17 protein-coding genes are annotated in these 13,596 nt (G+C 71.9%); 4 read left to right on the top strand and 13 right to left on the bottom strand.

Annotated elements, in window-relative coordinates; translation table 11 throughout:
* Positions 1-21 precede the first annotated feature (21 nt).
* Positions 22-465 (top strand): cupin domain-containing protein, encoded by a 444-nt coding sequence (locus tag BU204_RS01390; RefSeq protein ID WP_233159004.1) that lies wholly within the window; start codon positions 22-24, stop codon positions 463-465.
* A gap of 22 nt (positions 466-487) precedes the next feature.
* Here the strand turns inward: BU204_RS01390 and BU204_RS01395 are convergent, their stop codons facing one another.
* Genes BU204_RS01395 through BU204_RS01420 form a run of 6 tightly spaced genes read right to left on the bottom strand, consistent with a single transcriptional unit; the run spans position 488 to position 4,106 of the window.
* Positions 488-1,003 carry a DUF4262 domain-containing protein gene (locus BU204_RS01395; protein ID WP_075123631.1) on the bottom strand — a complete coding sequence of 172 codons (516 nt, stop codon included), beginning with the start codon at positions 1,001-1,003 and terminating at the stop codon, positions 488-490.
* The gene (locus BU204_RS01400) at positions 1,000-1,572 is read right to left on the bottom strand and encodes a hypothetical protein (RefSeq protein ID WP_075123632.1); all 573 of its coding nucleotides are present in this window, start codon (positions 1,570-1,572) and stop codon (positions 1,000-1,002) included. The genes BU204_RS01395 and BU204_RS01400 overlap by 4 nt, the downstream gene beginning before the upstream one ends.
* An 18-nt stretch (positions 1,573-1,590) precedes the next feature.
* On the bottom strand, positions 1,591-2,343 hold the full coding sequence (locus tag BU204_RS01405) for a YebC/PmpR family DNA-binding transcriptional regulator (protein ID WP_075123633.1): 753 nt from the start codon (positions 2,341-2,343) through the stop codon (positions 1,591-1,593).
* A complete protein-coding gene (gene pdxT, locus BU204_RS01410) occupies positions 2,340-2,972 on the bottom strand; it encodes a pyridoxal 5'-phosphate synthase glutaminase subunit PdxT (RefSeq protein WP_075123634.1) in 633 nt (210 codons plus the stop codon). Before pdxT ends, BU204_RS01405 begins: the two co-directional genes overlap by 4 nt.
* Before the next feature lie 28 nt (positions 2,973-3,000).
* Positions 3,001-3,417: an AzlD domain-containing protein gene (locus BU204_RS01415; RefSeq protein ID WP_143229232.1), complete on the bottom strand. Its 417-nt coding sequence runs from the start codon at positions 3,415-3,417 to the stop codon at positions 3,001-3,003.
* On the bottom strand, positions 3,414-4,106 hold the full coding sequence (locus tag BU204_RS01420) for an AzlC family ABC transporter permease (RefSeq protein WP_075123635.1): 693 nt from the start codon (positions 4,104-4,106) through the stop codon (positions 3,414-3,416). Before BU204_RS01420 ends, BU204_RS01415 begins: the two co-directional genes overlap by 4 nt.
* Before the next feature lie 78 nt (positions 4,107-4,184).
* Between BU204_RS01420 and BU204_RS01425 the strand changes: the two genes are divergently transcribed.
* Positions 4,185-4,736 carry a helix-turn-helix domain-containing protein gene (locus BU204_RS01425; RefSeq protein WP_075123636.1) on the top strand — a complete coding sequence of 184 codons (552 nt, stop codon included), beginning with the start codon at positions 4,185-4,187 and terminating at the stop codon, positions 4,734-4,736.
* A 4-nt stretch (positions 4,737-4,740) separates the two neighbouring features.
* On the opposite strand, the gene pdxS is transcribed toward BU204_RS01425, so the two are convergent.
* On the bottom strand, positions 4,741-5,646 hold the full coding sequence (gene pdxS / locus BU204_RS01430; RefSeq protein ID WP_075123637.1) for a pyridoxal 5'-phosphate synthase lyase subunit PdxS: 906 nt from the start codon (positions 5,644-5,646) through the stop codon (positions 4,741-4,743).
* Positions 5,647-5,880: 234 nt separating this feature from the next.
* On the opposite strand from pdxS, the gene BU204_RS01435 reads away from it, so the two are divergent.
* On the top strand, positions 5,881-8,004 hold the full coding sequence (locus tag BU204_RS01435; RefSeq protein WP_075123638.1) for an elongation factor G-like protein EF-G2: 2,124 nt from the start codon (positions 5,881-5,883) through the stop codon (positions 8,002-8,004).
* A gap of 6 nt (positions 8,005-8,010) precedes the next feature.
* Here BU204_RS01435 and BU204_RS01440 read toward each other — a convergent pair whose 3' ends face one another.
* From BU204_RS01440 to BU204_RS01460, 5 genes are read right to left on the bottom strand one after another with little or no spacing between them, the layout of a single operon-like run.
* The gene (locus BU204_RS01440) at positions 8,011-9,084 is read right to left on the bottom strand and encodes an NUDIX hydrolase (RefSeq protein ID WP_233159005.1); all 1,074 of its coding nucleotides are present in this window, start codon (positions 9,082-9,084) and stop codon (positions 8,011-8,013) included.
* Positions 9,081-10,220 carry a glycosyltransferase family 4 protein gene (locus tag BU204_RS01445; RefSeq protein WP_075123639.1) on the bottom strand — a complete coding sequence of 380 codons (1,140 nt, stop codon included), beginning with the start codon at positions 10,218-10,220 and terminating at the stop codon, positions 9,081-9,083. The genes BU204_RS01440 and BU204_RS01445 overlap by 4 nt, the downstream gene beginning before the upstream one ends.
* Positions 10,217-11,152, bottom strand: a complete 936-nt coding sequence (locus tag BU204_RS01450) for a phosphatidylinositol mannoside acyltransferase (RefSeq protein WP_075123640.1) — start codon at positions 11,150-11,152, stop codon at positions 10,217-10,219. The genes BU204_RS01445 and BU204_RS01450 overlap by 4 nt, the downstream gene beginning before the upstream one ends.
* Positions 11,149-11,775 carry a phosphatidylinositol phosphate synthase gene (pgsA, locus tag BU204_RS01455; RefSeq protein ID WP_075123641.1) on the bottom strand — a complete coding sequence of 209 codons (627 nt, stop codon included), beginning with the start codon at positions 11,773-11,775 and terminating at the stop codon, positions 11,149-11,151. The genes BU204_RS01450 and pgsA overlap by 4 nt, the downstream gene beginning before the upstream one ends.
* Before the next feature lie 44 nt (positions 11,776-11,819).
* Complete coding sequence (locus tag BU204_RS01460; RefSeq protein WP_075123642.1) at positions 11,820-12,314, bottom strand: MarR family winged helix-turn-helix transcriptional regulator; 495 nt, start codon at positions 12,312-12,314, stop codon at positions 11,820-11,822.
* A 100-nt stretch (positions 12,315-12,414) separates the two neighbouring features.
* On the opposite strand from BU204_RS01460, the gene BU204_RS01465 reads away from it, so the two are divergent.
* Positions 12,415-12,984 carry a YceI family protein gene (locus BU204_RS01465; protein ID WP_075123643.1) on the top strand — a complete coding sequence of 190 codons (570 nt, stop codon included), beginning with the start codon at positions 12,415-12,417 and terminating at the stop codon, positions 12,982-12,984.
* A gap of 51 nt (positions 12,985-13,035) precedes the next feature.
* Here the strand turns inward: BU204_RS01465 and BU204_RS01470 are convergent, their stop codons facing one another.
* Positions 13,036-13,593: an HIT family protein gene (locus BU204_RS01470; protein WP_075123644.1), complete on the bottom strand. Its 558-nt coding sequence runs from the start codon at positions 13,591-13,593 to the stop codon at positions 13,036-13,038.
* Between the last annotated feature and the right edge of the window lie 3 nt (positions 13,594-13,596).

Consider the following 13,596-nt stretch of genomic DNA (forward strand, 5'->3'; position numbering starts at 1 on the left):
CCTGGTGCATGATGTCCCACCGTGTCGACCGACCTGACCCCCTCGCGGATCATCGAGCTGCTCGGGTTGGAGCCGCTGCCGATCGAGGGTGGGCTGTTCACCCAGAGCTGGCGGGACGAGCGGTGCTCGGCGATCTACTACCTGCTGGCCGCGCCGGAGTTCTCGGCGTTCCATCGGCTGGACCGCGTGGAGATCTTCGCGTACCACGCGGGGGCGCCGGTGCGGATGCTGCTGCTGGAGGACGGGCGGATCGTGGAGCGGGTGCTGGGGCCGGATCTGGCCGCCGGGCAGCGGCCGCAGGTGGTGGTGCCGGGCGGGGTGTGGCAGGCGGCGGAGACGCTGGGGGCGTGGTCGCTGCTGGGGACGGTCGTGGTTCCGGCCTATACCGACTCGTGCGTCGAGTTCGCGGTCGCGGATGAGCTGGTGGGTGAGTACGGGGAGCGGGTTCGGGGGTTGTGTCGTTGAGGTGCGGTTGGGGAGGCGGTGCTCAGGGGCCGTTGACGCCTGGGGTCCAGCTTTCGGGGCGGCCGCTCACGGTCAGTACCGGTTGCCAGGTGGCGAAGCCGGGTGGCGCCTCTGGTTGCCAGGGCCAGACCACCTCGGGGGTGGGGACGATGAGTTGGACGGCTCGGAAGTCGCCGGTGGGGTAGAGCAGGAAGGCGCTGCCGAAGTAGGGGTAGTAGTGGCCCTTGGCGACGCGCTCGAAGGTGATCGGCACCCGGTCGAAGAAGTCGTGGTAGCGGACGCCGGGGATGAAGCGCTTGCCGGCCGCGGCGCGCTGCACGTAGGTGTCGATGAGGCGGGCGCCAACGCCGGGTGGAAGGCCTACCGCGATGGCCTCGGGGATCTTGAAGCGGCGCCAGGCGCCGACGGAGATCGTGAACGGGGCCTCGCCGGACTGGCCGGCGGCGACCTCGACGATGGCGTTGCCGCGGGTGTCGGACTCGGCGATGAAGCGGTCGCGGAGCTCGCGTTCGTCGTCGGTGAGGTTCTCCAGGGTCATCCGGCCTCCGCGACCGCTCGGGTGCGGACCGGGCGCACGATGCCGTAGAGGAGGTAGCCGGCCGCGACCACGGCGACCAGGAACAGGGCGACCGTGGTCGCGAAGTCAGGGGACTGGGGGTCGAGGAAGCCTCGGTAGAGGCCTACGTCGGCGACCAGGAAGTAGATCAGGTAGAGCAGGGGTGGCAGCACCCAGCTCAGCGGGTACCACCAGCGCACGACGACCGCCGCGCGGCCGACGAGGACCCAGTCGGCCAGTGCGGCCAGCGGGGTGAGCAGGTGCTCGAACAGCGAGCTGACCGAGTACAGGTCGCCCTCGATGACCGTGAGGTAGGTGAGGCAGACCAGCAGGAGCAGCACGGTCGTCGCGCCCCGCAGCCAGCCGGAGACCCGCGCGGCCCTGGCGCCGGCCAGCGCCAGGGCCAGGTAGACCACCCCGGCGAACAGGCTGGCCTGCTGGCTCAGGGCGGGCCACGGGTCGTTCAGGGTGGCGACGGCGAAGCCAAGCCCGACGAACGCGCAGACGGCGACGACGAGCCGGCTCGCCACCGCGACCGGGACGCCATCCATCACCCGTCGACCTTCGACCTACGCATCGACCTCGGCCATGATGTCGTCGGAGACGTCGAAGTTCGCGAAGACGTTCTGCACGTCGTCGCTGTCCTCCAGGGCGTCGATCAAGCGGAACACCTTGCGCGCGCCCTCGGCGTCCAGCGGCACGCTCACCGAGGGCAGGAAGCTCGCCTCCGCCGACTCGTAGTCGTAGCCGGCCTCCTGCAGCGCGGAGCGCACGGCCACCAGGTCGGTCGCCTCGCTCACCACCTCGAAGCTCTCGCCGAGGTCGTTGACCTCCTCGGCACCCGCCTCGAGCACGGCCATCAGCACGTCGTCCTCGGACAGCCCGTTCTTGGGCAGGAGCACGACCCCCTTGCGGTTGAACAGGTACGCCACCGAGCCGGGGTCGGCCATCGAGCCGCCGTTGCGGGTCATCGCGGTGCGGACCTCGCTCGCGGCGCGGTTGCGGTTGTCGGTCAGGCACTCGATCAGGACCGCGACGCCGTTGGGCCCGTAGCCCTCGTACATGATCGTCTGCCAGTCGGCGCCGCCGGCCTCCTCGCCGCCGCCGCGCTTGCGGGCGCGCTCGATGTTGTCCTGCGGCACGGAGTTCTTCTTGGCCTTCTGGATGGCGTCGAACAGCGTGGGGTTGCCGTCGGGGTCACCGCCGCCGGTGCGCGCGGCGACCTCGATGTTCTTGATCAGCTTGGCGAACAGCTTGCCCCGCTTGGCATCCAGTGCGGCCTTCTTGTGCTTCGTAGTCGCCCACTTTGAGTGGCCGCTCATCGCTCCTCCGTCACCATTTCCACGAACAGTCTGTGTACGCGCGTGTCCCCCGTGAGCTCCGGGTGGAACGCCGTGGCCAGCACGCGCCCCTGCCGGACGGCGACGATCCTACCGGCGGCCTCGTCCCCACCTGGGACGTCCGGGGTGCCCGGGACCCTGGCGAGCACCTCGACCTCCGGCGACGCGGACTCGACCCACGGCGCGCGGATGAACACGGCGTGCACGGGACCGCCGTCCACCCCCGCGACGGGCAGGTCCTCCTCGAAGGAGTCGACCTGCCGACCGAAGGCGTTGCGCCGCACGATCACGTCGAGCCCGCCGAGCTGGTGCTGGTCCTCGCGCCCGTCGAGCACCTTGCTGGCCAGCAGGATCATCCCGGCGCAGGACCCGTAGGCCGGCATGCCGCCGGCGATCCGCTCGCGCAGCGGCTCGAGCAGCCCGAACATCGCCAGCAGCCGGGAGATCGTGGTCGACTCGCCCCCGGGCACCACCAACCCGTCGACCTCGGCCAGCTCGCTCTCCCGGCGCACCGGTTCGGCTCGCGCGCCGGAGGTCCGCAATGCCGACAGGTGCTCGCGCACGTCCCCCTGCAGCGCGAGCACCCCGATCAGCGGTTCCCCGCCAGACACCTGTTGACCTCCTCGAATCCGATTCAGCCTACGGCACGCCCAGCGCCCGCAGGCCCGCCGTCACCACGGCCGCGGCCACGACGACGACAACGAACGGCGCCTTGCGCCAGGCCAGCACGCCGCCGGTGACCACGCCTGCCGGCAGCGCCACGCCGGCGAACGAGGGACCGTCGGTGAGGGCGGCCGTGGCGATCAACGCGACCAGCAACACGGTCGCCGCGGTCGACATCGCCTCGGTCACCCGGGGCGGCAGACCCACCTCCGCGTCTTCCGCTGCGACTCCGCCGCCGACCTCCGGCTCCCCGCCCCGCGCGACGGGCGAGCGAGCCTCCGGGCGAGCGGCACGGCGGGCGGCCGCCCGAGCCATGCGGGCGCGCAGCAGCGGTCCGGCGATCCGGAACGCGTAGGTCCCCACCGCGAGCACGAGGATGGCGGTGACCGTCATGCCGTCGCCTCCGCGCGCCCCCTGGGCGCCGGCACCAGCACGACCAGCCCCACCAGCGCCAGCAGGACCGGCACCCCCGCCGGCAGCAGCGGCGTCGCGGCCAGCGCGACGACCGCCCCGAGCAGCGCCGCGTTGCGCGTCCTGGCCTCGCGCAGCGAGGGCAGGACCAGGGCGAGCAGTGCCGCCGGGAACGCCGCGTCCAGGCCCAGGGCGTCCGGGTCGCCGAGCACCTGCCCGGCCAGCGCACCGGCCAGCGTGCCGACGTTCCACGTCACGAACAGCAGGGCCCCGGTCGCCCAGAACACAGCCCTGGCCGCCCGCGGGTCCCGCTGCGCCATCGCGAACGCCACCGACTCGTCGATCATCAGATGGCTCCCGACCAGCCGCGCGGGCAGCGAGGTCCCCATGATCGGACCGATCGCCAGACCGAACGGCAGGTGCCGGGCGTTGAGTACCAGCGCCCCGAGCACGGCCGCGAGCAGCCCGCCGCCCGCGGCGACCACCCCGACGACCATGAACTGCGCGCCGCCCGCGAAGACCAGCACCGACAGCATCGAGGGCATCCATAAGGGCAGCCCGGCGGCCACGGCGATGGCGCCGAAGGACATCCCCACGACGGCGGCGGCGGGCGCCAGCGCGAGGAGGTCCCGGCGCTGCCCGGGAGCGACGGTTCGCCATATCGAACGCATGGTCCTATATGATGAACATAGATCTGCGGTTCGTCAAGACGAACGACCGGTCGGTATAACGAACAAAAGGAGTTGCGCATGGCCGGCGCGCCCTTGGAGGTCATCGCGCACTCGCTGCGCCGCGAACGGGAACGGGTGGGCCTGTCCCTGTCCGAGCTCGCCAAGCGCGCCGGCATCGCGAAGTCCACGCTCTCCCAGCTCGAGAGCGCCAGCGGCAACCCCAGCGTCGAGACGCTGTGGGCGCTGTCGGTCGCCCTGGACGTGCCGTTCAGCCGGCTGGTCGAGCCGGCCCGGCCGCGGGTGCAGATCATCCGCGCCGGGGACGGCCCGACCGTCGCCTCCGAGCGCGCGCACTGGGTGGCCACCCTGCTCGCCTCCTGCCCGCCCAGTGCCCGGCGGGACCTCTACCTGATCAGCGCCGAGCCCGGGCGGGCCAAGCAGTCCGAGCCGCACATGCCCGGGGTGATCGAGCACGTCGTGGTCTGCTCGGGCCGGGCCCGGGTCGGCCTGACCGAGGAGCCGGTCGAGGTCGGCCCGGGTGACTACGTCGCCTACCCCGGGGACGTCGAGCACGTCTTCGAGGCCCTCGAGCCCGGCACCGTCGCGGTGATGGTGTCCGAGCACTGGTGAGGGCTCACCAGCCGCGTTCGGCCAACCGGTGCGGCTCGGGGATCTCGTCGACGTTGATGCCGACCATGGCCTCGCCCAGCCCGCGGGACACCTTCGCCACCATGTCCGGGTCGTCGTGGAAGGTGGTCGCCTTGACGATGGCGTCGGCGCGCCGGGCCGGGTCGCCGGACTTGAAGATGCCGGACCCGACGAACACGCCCTCGGCGCCCAGCTGCATCATCATCGCCGCGTCCGCCGGCGTCGCGATGCCGCCCGCGGTGAACAGCACGACCGGCAGCTTGCCCAGCGTGGCGACCTCGCGCACCAGCTCGTAGGGCGCCTGCAGCTCCTTGGCCGCGACGTACAGCTCGTCCTCGGGCAGGGTGGTGAGCCGCTTGATCTCCGCCCGGATGCGTCGCATGTGGGTCGTCGCGTTGGACACGTCGCCGGTGCCGGCCTCACCCTTGGAGCGGATCATGGCCGCGCCCTCGGTGATCCGCCGCAGCGCCTCGCCGAGGTTGGTGGCCCCACACACGAACGGCACGGTGAACTGCCACTTGTCGATGTGGTTGGCGTAGTCGGCCGGGGTCAGCACCTCGGACTCGTCGATGTAGTCCACGCCGAGCGCCTGCAGGACCTGGGCCTCGACGAAGTGCCCGATCCTGGCCTTGGCCATGACCGGGATCGACACGGCCTCGATGATCCCGTCGATCAGGTCCGGGTCGCTCATCCTCGCCACGCCGCCCTGCGAGCGGATGTCGGCCGGCACCCGCTCGAGGGCCATGACCGCGACCGCACCCGCGTCCTCGGCGATCTTGGCCTGCTCGGCGGTGACCACGTCCATGATCACGCCGCCCTTGAGCATCTCCGCCATACCCCGCTTGACGCGGGCGGTACCGGTCTCCGGCTGAGTGGTCGAAACGTCGGTCACCGATCTTCCCTTTCCGCTGTTGGTCGTCCCCGAAAGCCAGTGTAGGAGGCACGTGGCACTCTCCCAGGTGCCAATTTCGCGGTATCTCGCCAGGCCACTTTCCGACTGGTGACGGTTCTGTCACCCAGCGCTCACGGCCCCATCGACGACAGGTTGTCGATGCTGGTAAACAGGTGTGAGATCGGACACGTTCACTCCCGCGGACAGCGCAGTCGCATGGAAAGGGTGAGTGGCATGGGGAGCAAGCACACGGACAACGGTGACGGCGGAGCCGCGGTCGCTGTGGACGACCCCGCCAGGGTGCGGAACATCGTTCTGGTCGGACCGTCCGGCTCGGGGAAGACCACGCTCACCGAGGCGCTCCTCGCCGCCGCGGGAGTGATCAGCAGGGCCGGCACGGTCACCGAGGGCACCACCGTCTGCGACCACGACCCCGCCGCGCAGCGCCAACAGCGCTCGGTCGGCCTGTCGGTGGCGCCGCTGGTGCACAACGACGTCAAGATCAACCTCATCGACACCCCGGGCTACGCCGACTTCGTCGGCGAGGTGCGCGCCGGGCTGCGAGCCGCCGACGCGGCGCTGTTCGTGGTGTGCGCCGCCGAGGGCGTCGATCCCGCGACGACCGCGCTCTGGGCGGAGTGCGCCGCGGTCCGCATGCCCCGAGCCGTCGTCATCGCCCGGCTCGACCACCAGCGAGCCGACCCGGCGGCGGAGATGACCGCCTGCCAGGAGGCGTTCGGCTCCGGCGTGCTGCCGCTCTACCTGCCCTCCGCCGGCCGGCCGGGCCTGCTCGGCCTGCTCAGCCGCCGGTTCTTCGACTACTCCGAGGGCTACCCACCCAGGGTCGGCGAGCCGACCGAGGAGGACCTCGACCTCATCGACGACGCCCGCAACGAGCTCATCGAGGGCATCATCGCCGAGAGCGAGGACGAGACCCTCATGGACCGCTACCTCGAGGGCGAGGAGATCGACCAGGCCACGCTGATCAACGACCTGGAGACCGCGGTCGCCCGCGGCTCCTTCCACCCGGTCATCCCGGTCTGCGCCAGCACCGGGGTCGGTCTCGCCGAGCTGCTCGAGGCACTCACCCGTGCGTTCCCCTCCCCGCTCGAGCACGCCGTGCCGGACGTGACCGACGTGCACGGCAGCGGGTCGAAGTCGCTGACCGCGGACCCCAGCGGACCGCTGGTCGCCGAGGTGGTCCGCACGGCCATCGACTCCTACGTCGGCCGGGTGTCCCTCATCCGGGTGTTCTCCGGGACGTTGCGGCCGGAGCGACCGGTGCACATCTCCGGCCACGGCATGTCCGACCGCGGCCACGAGGACCACGACGTCGACGAGCGGGTGGCCCACATCTACTCCCCGCTCGGGTCCAACCTGCGGGAGGTGCCGCACTGCGTGGCTGGCGACATCTGCGCGCTGACCAAGCTGGGCTCGGCCGAGACCGGCGACACGGTCTCCAGCCCGGACAAACCGCTGCTGATGCGCCCGTGGACGATGCCGGAGCCGCTGCTCCCGGTCGCGGTCGTGGCCAAGACCCGCAGCGACGAGGACGCCCTGTCGCGCAACCTCGCCCGCCTCGTCGCCGGCGACCCGACGCTGCGCCTCGAGCGCAACGCCGAGACCCACCAGCTGGTGCTCTGGTGCATGGGTGAGGCGCACGCCGACGTGGTGCTGGCCCGGCTGCGGGCCGGCGGCGCCGACGTCGACACCGAGCCCGTGAAGCTCGCGCTGCGTGAGACCTTCGCCGGGCGGGCGCGAGGCAAGGGCCGGCACGTCAAGCAGTCCGGCGGCCATGGCCAGTACGCCGTGTGCGACATCGACGTCGAGCCGCTGCCGGTCGGCTCGGGCTTCGAGTTCGTCGACAAGGTCGTCGGGGGCGCGGTGCCCTCGCAGTTCATCGGCTCGGTCGAGAAGGGCGTGCGCGCCCAGCTGGAGAAGGGGCTTTCCGCCGGCTACCCCGTCGTCGACATCCGGGTGACGCTGTTCGACGGCAAGGCGCACAGCGTCGACTCCTCGGACGCCGCGTTCCAGACCGCCGGCGCGCTCGCGTTGAAGGACGCCGCGGCCAACGGCCGGATCTCCCTGCTCGAGCCGGTCGACACGGTGACCGTGCGGCTGCCCGACGAGCACCTCGGCACCGTCCTGGGCGACCTGTCCGGTCGGCGTGGGCGCGTACTGGGCACGGAAGCCGACGACGTGCCCGGCTACAGCCTCGTCCACGCCGAGGTGCCGGCCACCGCCCTGCTCCGCTACGCGATCGACCTGCGTTCGATGACCTCGGGCTCGGCCACGTTCACCCGGAGCTTCAGCCGCTACGACCCGCTGCCCGAGGCGCTCGCCGCCCAGGTCACCTGACCCGGCTCAGCGGACGGAGCGCACCGTGCCGTCCCAGGTCGAGCGGATCACCTCGGGAAGGAGCGTGGGGAGCTGCACCGGGTACACCGTCTCCTCGGTGTGCCGCAGCTCCTCCGCGCTCCACCAGCGGTGCCCGTCGACCGTGTTGTTCTCGGTGTCGGTGAACCCGGAGGTGTCGATCCGGATCTCGATCTCCCCGTTCCCGTTCCCGTCCCCGTCCCCGTCTGCGTCACCGTCACCGTCACCGGTCCCGCCGTCCCGGCCGGACAGATCGGCGAGGAAGAACCACTCCTCGCCGTCGTAGGTGCGCCCGTCGAAGCTGAACACCACCCGCCGCCGCCACATCGGTCCGACCAGGTCCTCCTCCGCCAGCCGGATTCCGGTCTCCTCGGCCAGCTCGCGCAGCGCGGCCGACCGCAGGTCCTCGCCCTGCTCGACGCCGCCGCCGACGGTGAACCACCACCGGGAGTCGGGGCGGCCGGGGTCGTGCCCGTTGAACAGCAGCACCCGCCGCTCCTTGTCCAGCAGCAGCACCCTGGCCGAGGGCCGGGGCAGCGGAGCGGCACCGGGGTCGCCGGCCAGCGACGGCTCGACGATCTCGAAGTACTCCGGCTGCGGGGCCGTGCCGGCGAGCTTGAGCCAGCGGACCGGCCGGCGGCGGCGCTGCCCGAGGGTGTCCCGCACGGCGTCGTTGTGCACGCGCCGGGCGATCACCACGCGCTGCTCGGCGTCGAGCAGCTCGGCCGCGAGGGCCAGCGGCAGCCGGCCCCGGTCGACCGCGGCGAGCTCCAGCGACAGCGCGTTCTCCACCTCCTCGCGGTCGGCCCGCGGGGCGGCCTCGGCCCGCTCGGCCACCGCACGCAGCTTGTCGGCGCCGACGTCGTTCGGCGTGGTGGCCGCGGCCACCGCGCGTGCCACCACCGCCCGCCTGGCCAGCGCGGCGTCCAGCGCGGCCCAGGCAGCGTCGGTCCGCACGTGCAACCGGTCGAGCCGGTTGGCGGTGGCGGCCAACCACAGCCCCAGTACCAGGGCCAGCACGACGCCGACCACCAGCAACGTGATCAGGAGACCAGTGCTCACGATGCCTCACCAGATTCGACAACGTGCCGCGGGTCCGCGGCGATCGCCTGTTCGTACACCCGAAGGACCTGGCCGGCCACCACCGGCCAGTCGAACGCCGTGACGCGGTGGCGCGCCGCCTCGGCGAGCGCGGCCCGCCGGCGCTCGTCGGTCAGCAGCTCGCGCAGCACCGACGCCAACCCGAGCGGGTCACCCACCGGGAACAGCGCCCCGGCGCGCCCGTCGTCGAGCACCCGCCGGAACGCATCGAGGTCGCTCGCCGCGACCGCCGTACCCGCCGCCATCGCCTCGGTCAGGATCATGCCGAAGCTCTCGCCGCCGGTGTTCGGCGCGCAGTACACGTCGACGCTGCCGAGCATGCTCGCCTTGACCGCGTCGTCGACCTGGCCGAGCAGCTCGAGCCGCTCGGCGAGCTTCGGCCCGGCCTGCCGCAGCAGGTCCTCGCGGTCCCCGCGGCCCACGACCACCAGCCGCAGCTCCGGGAACTCCGGCACCAGCACGCGCAGGGCGTCCAGCAGGACCGGCATCCCCTTGCGCGGCTCGCCGTACCGGCCGACGAAACCGATCGTGCCCCCGTCCCGGGGGTGGCCGGGCAGCGGATCGGCGCCGGCGAAGAAGCCGACGTCCACGCCGTTGGGGATCTCGACCGCATCGCCGCCGAGGTGCTCCACCTGCACGCGGCGGGCCAGCGCGGACACCGCGATCCGGGCAGTGATCTTCTCCAGGAACGGCTGCAGCACCCCCTGGAAGGCACTGAGCGTGCGCGAGCGCGAGGTGGAGGTGTGGAACGTGGCCACGATCGGTCCGTCGGCGACCATCAGCGCCAACATCGACAGGCTCGGTGCGGTGGGCTCGTGCAGGTGCAGTACGTCGAAGTCGTGCCCGTGGATCCACCGGCGCACCCTGGCGTAGGACACCGGACCGAACGAGAGCCTGGCCACCGACCCGTTGTACGGGATGCCCAGGGCGCGCCCTGCCGGCCGGACGAAGTCGGGCAGCGGGGTGTCCTCGTCGGCCGGCGCGAGCACGTCCACCTCGTGGCCGAGCCGGCGCAGCGCCCTGGCCAGGGCGACGACATGCCCCTGCACCCCTCCGGGAACATCGAAGGAGTAGGGGCACACCACACCGATCCTCACCGGCTCTCCGACGCCTCCTCCGGCTCGCCCAGCGAGGCCCGGCGCTGCTCGGACAGGTCCTCGAGCCACAGCTTCTGCATCATGTGCCAGTCCACCGGGTTGGCCGCGATGTCGGCGGCGAACGCGTCGGCCATCCGCTGCGTCGCGGAGGCGGCCTCGTCCCGGCCGTGCACCAGCATCGGGGTGTGCAGGCGCAGCCCCCAGCCGTCCTCGGTGAAGGAGTTGTCGGCGATCAGCAGCTCGGCCCCGGTGGCCGCGGCGAGCCGGGCCGGGCCGGCGGGCATCCGGGTGGCGGCGCCGAAGAACTTCACCGGGACGCCGCGCCGGGACAGGTCCCGGTCGGCCGGCAGGCACACCGCCCGGTTCTCCCGCAGGCGCTCCATCAGCACGCGGTAGGGCGCGCGGTCGCCGCCGGTGGACGGCAGGATCTCGAAGCCGAGCGACTCGCGATAGGCGAGGAACCGGCGGTAGAGCGACTCCGGCCGCAACCGCTCGGCCACTGTCGTGAACGAGCCGAGGTGGCCGACCATCCAGATCCCGGAGACGTCGAAGTTGCCGGTGTGCGGCAGCGCGAAGACCACACCCTTGCCCCGCTCCAACGCCGCGTCGACCAGCGACCGTCCGACGACGACCTCGTCCACCCGGCGGTAGATCTCCCGGTGGTCCATCCCGGGAAGTCGAAAGGTCTCCATCCAGTACCTGGCGTAGGACCGGACCCCGTCCCGGACGAGCTCGTCGAGCTCCTCCGGACCGGCCTGCGGCACGACCCGGGCGTAGTTGCGGCGCAGCTGCCGCACCCCGGGCCCACCCCGGCGGACCGCGAGGTCGGCGGCCGTCCGGAACGACCCGCGGGCGACGGACACGGGCAGCCTGCGCACCAGACTCCACCCCGCCGCGAAGCCGAGGTCGACCATCCGGTGACCGATGCTCATTCGCCTGCCTCCGTGGTAGGAACCGCGGTGGCAGAGCGTCGCACCGCCACGACCCGCTGCACAACCGTGATGACCGAACCGACCACGAGCAGCCACAGTGCGACGTCCACCGCGTAGGGCACCCCGAAGCCGGACAGCCCGGTCCCGACCAGCGCGATGATCAACCGCTCCGCCCGCTCGACCAGCCCGACGTTCGCCGAGAGCCCGGCGGCCTCGGCGCGTGCCTTGATGTAGGAGACGACCTGCCCGAGCACCAGGCAGATGAGCGCGGCCGCGGCCAGCGAGCGGCGCTCGGCGACCTCGAAGGCGTACCAGGCGATCCCGGCCAGCAGCGCACCGTCGGCGATCCGGTCGCAGGTGGAGTCGAGCACCCCGCCGAAGGCCGTGCCCCCGCCCTTGGCCCGCGCCATCGCCCCGTCGAGCAGGTCGAGCATCACCAGGCCCCACACGACGAAGGTCCCGGTCAGCAGGTGACCGGCCGGGAAAAGCCACAGCGAGAAGCCGACCGCCCCCGCGGTACCCACCAGCGTCATCGCGTTGGGGGTCATCCCGAGGCGGACCAGCCACACCCCGATCGGATCGGTGACGCGCGAGACCGAGGCTCTGGCGAAGATGTTCAGCATGGGTGAGGCGGGCCTCGTCGGGTCGGCGGACGGGTCCCCGCAGCCTAACGGCCGGGCTCGCCGGCGGGGCAGCCTGGCGGATCCGGCACGCCGAGCCCGCGCAGGATCGCCTTGCTGATCTCGCCGAGCTGCCCGACCTGCTCGGCGCTGAGCACGTCGAACAGCTTCTCCCGGACCTCGGTGACGTGGCCGGGTGCCGCCGCCTCGAGCGCGGCGAAACCCTCCTCGGTCAGCTGGGCGAACGAGCCGCGCTTGTCGGTCGGGCAGGTGCTCCTGGTGACCCAGCCGGCCTCCTCGAGCCGGGCCACCGCGTGGGAGAGCCGGCTGCGCGATGAGCCCCGGGCCCCCGCGAGCTCGCTCATCCGCAGCGTGCGGTTCGGCGCCTCGGACAGCGCCACGAGGATCTCGTAGTAGGTGTACGGCATGCCGGAGTCGCGCTGGAGCTGACGGGCGAACTGGTCGGTCAGCGCGTCCGCCGCCGTGATGAACGCACGCCAGACCTCCTGCTCGCAGGAGGTCAACCACCGGGTCTCGGACACACTTCCAGTGTACTGGTTGAACTCTCAATAAAGTTGGCGTAGAGTTCTCACTTGAAGGTTCAACAACTGATAGTTCAACTATCGCCCCGGAGGGCCCCTCATGACCAGCACCACCCTCGACATCCCCGGCTACCTGGCCGGGACGTGGGACATCGACCCGGCGCACACCGAGGTCGGCTTCGTCGTCCGCCACCTGGTGGTGACCAAGGTGCGGGGTCGCTTCACGGAGGTCACCGGCTCGATCGTCACCGCGGAGAACCCCCTGGAGTCCTCGGTCGACATCACGATCGGCGTCGACTCGATCAGCACCCACAACGAGACCAGGGACAACCACCTGCGCTCCGCCGACTTCTTCGAGGTCGAGACCCACCCGCAGATGACCTACCGGGCCACCGGCGCGCGCCAGGACGGCGAGAACTTCGTGCTGGACGGTGAGCTCACGCTCAAGGGCGTGACCAAGGTCGTCCCGCTGACCTTCGAGCTCAACGGCTTCAGCGCGGACCCGTGGGGCGGCACCCGCGCCGGGTTCAGCGCCAACGCGCAGATCAACCGCAAGGACTTCAACGTCAACTTCGAGGGCGTGCAGAACGGCCTCGCGGTGGTCGGCGACAAGATCGACATCCACATCGAGGTCGAGGCCGTGCTCCGGCAGCCGGAGCAGCAGGCCTGAGGTTCGCGGCGGCACGGCGCCTCCCGGGTTCCCGGGGGGCGCCGTCGCACGTCAGGCGGCCTCGGACCAGGCGGCCGCGAGCAGCGCGCGGGTCTCCCCCAGCAGCTGGGGCAGGACCTTCGTGTGCCCGATCACCGGCATGAAGTTCGAGTCGCCGCCCCACCGCGGCACCACGTGCTGATGCAGGTGGGCGGCGATGCCGGCGCCGGCGATCACGCCCTGGTTCATGCCGATGTTGAACCCGTGCGGCGAGGAGACCGACCGCGCAACCCGCATCGCACGCTGGGTGAACTCGGCCAGCTCCACCGTCTCCGCCGGCGTGAGGTCGGCGTAGTCGGCGACGTGCCGGAACGGGACGACCATCAGATGGCCCGGGTTGTACGGGTACAGGTTGAGCACCGCGAACACCCAGCTCCCCCGGGCCACGATCAACGCCTCGGCGTCGTCCAGCTCGAGCAACCGGCAGAACGGGCACCCACCCTCGTCGTCCCCGTCCGGCTTGTTCTCGCCCCGGATGTAGGCCATCCGGTGCGGGGTCCACAGCCGCTGGAGGGTGTCGGGCACCCCGACGCCCTCCTGCGACACCAGCTCGGGCGGGTCGGTGGTCATGTG

Origin of the sequence: Actinophytocola xanthii, from assembly GCF_001921205.1 — a bacterium.
Classification (GTDB): Bacteria; Actinomycetota; Actinomycetes; order Mycobacteriales; family Pseudonocardiaceae; genus Actinophytocola; species Actinophytocola xanthii.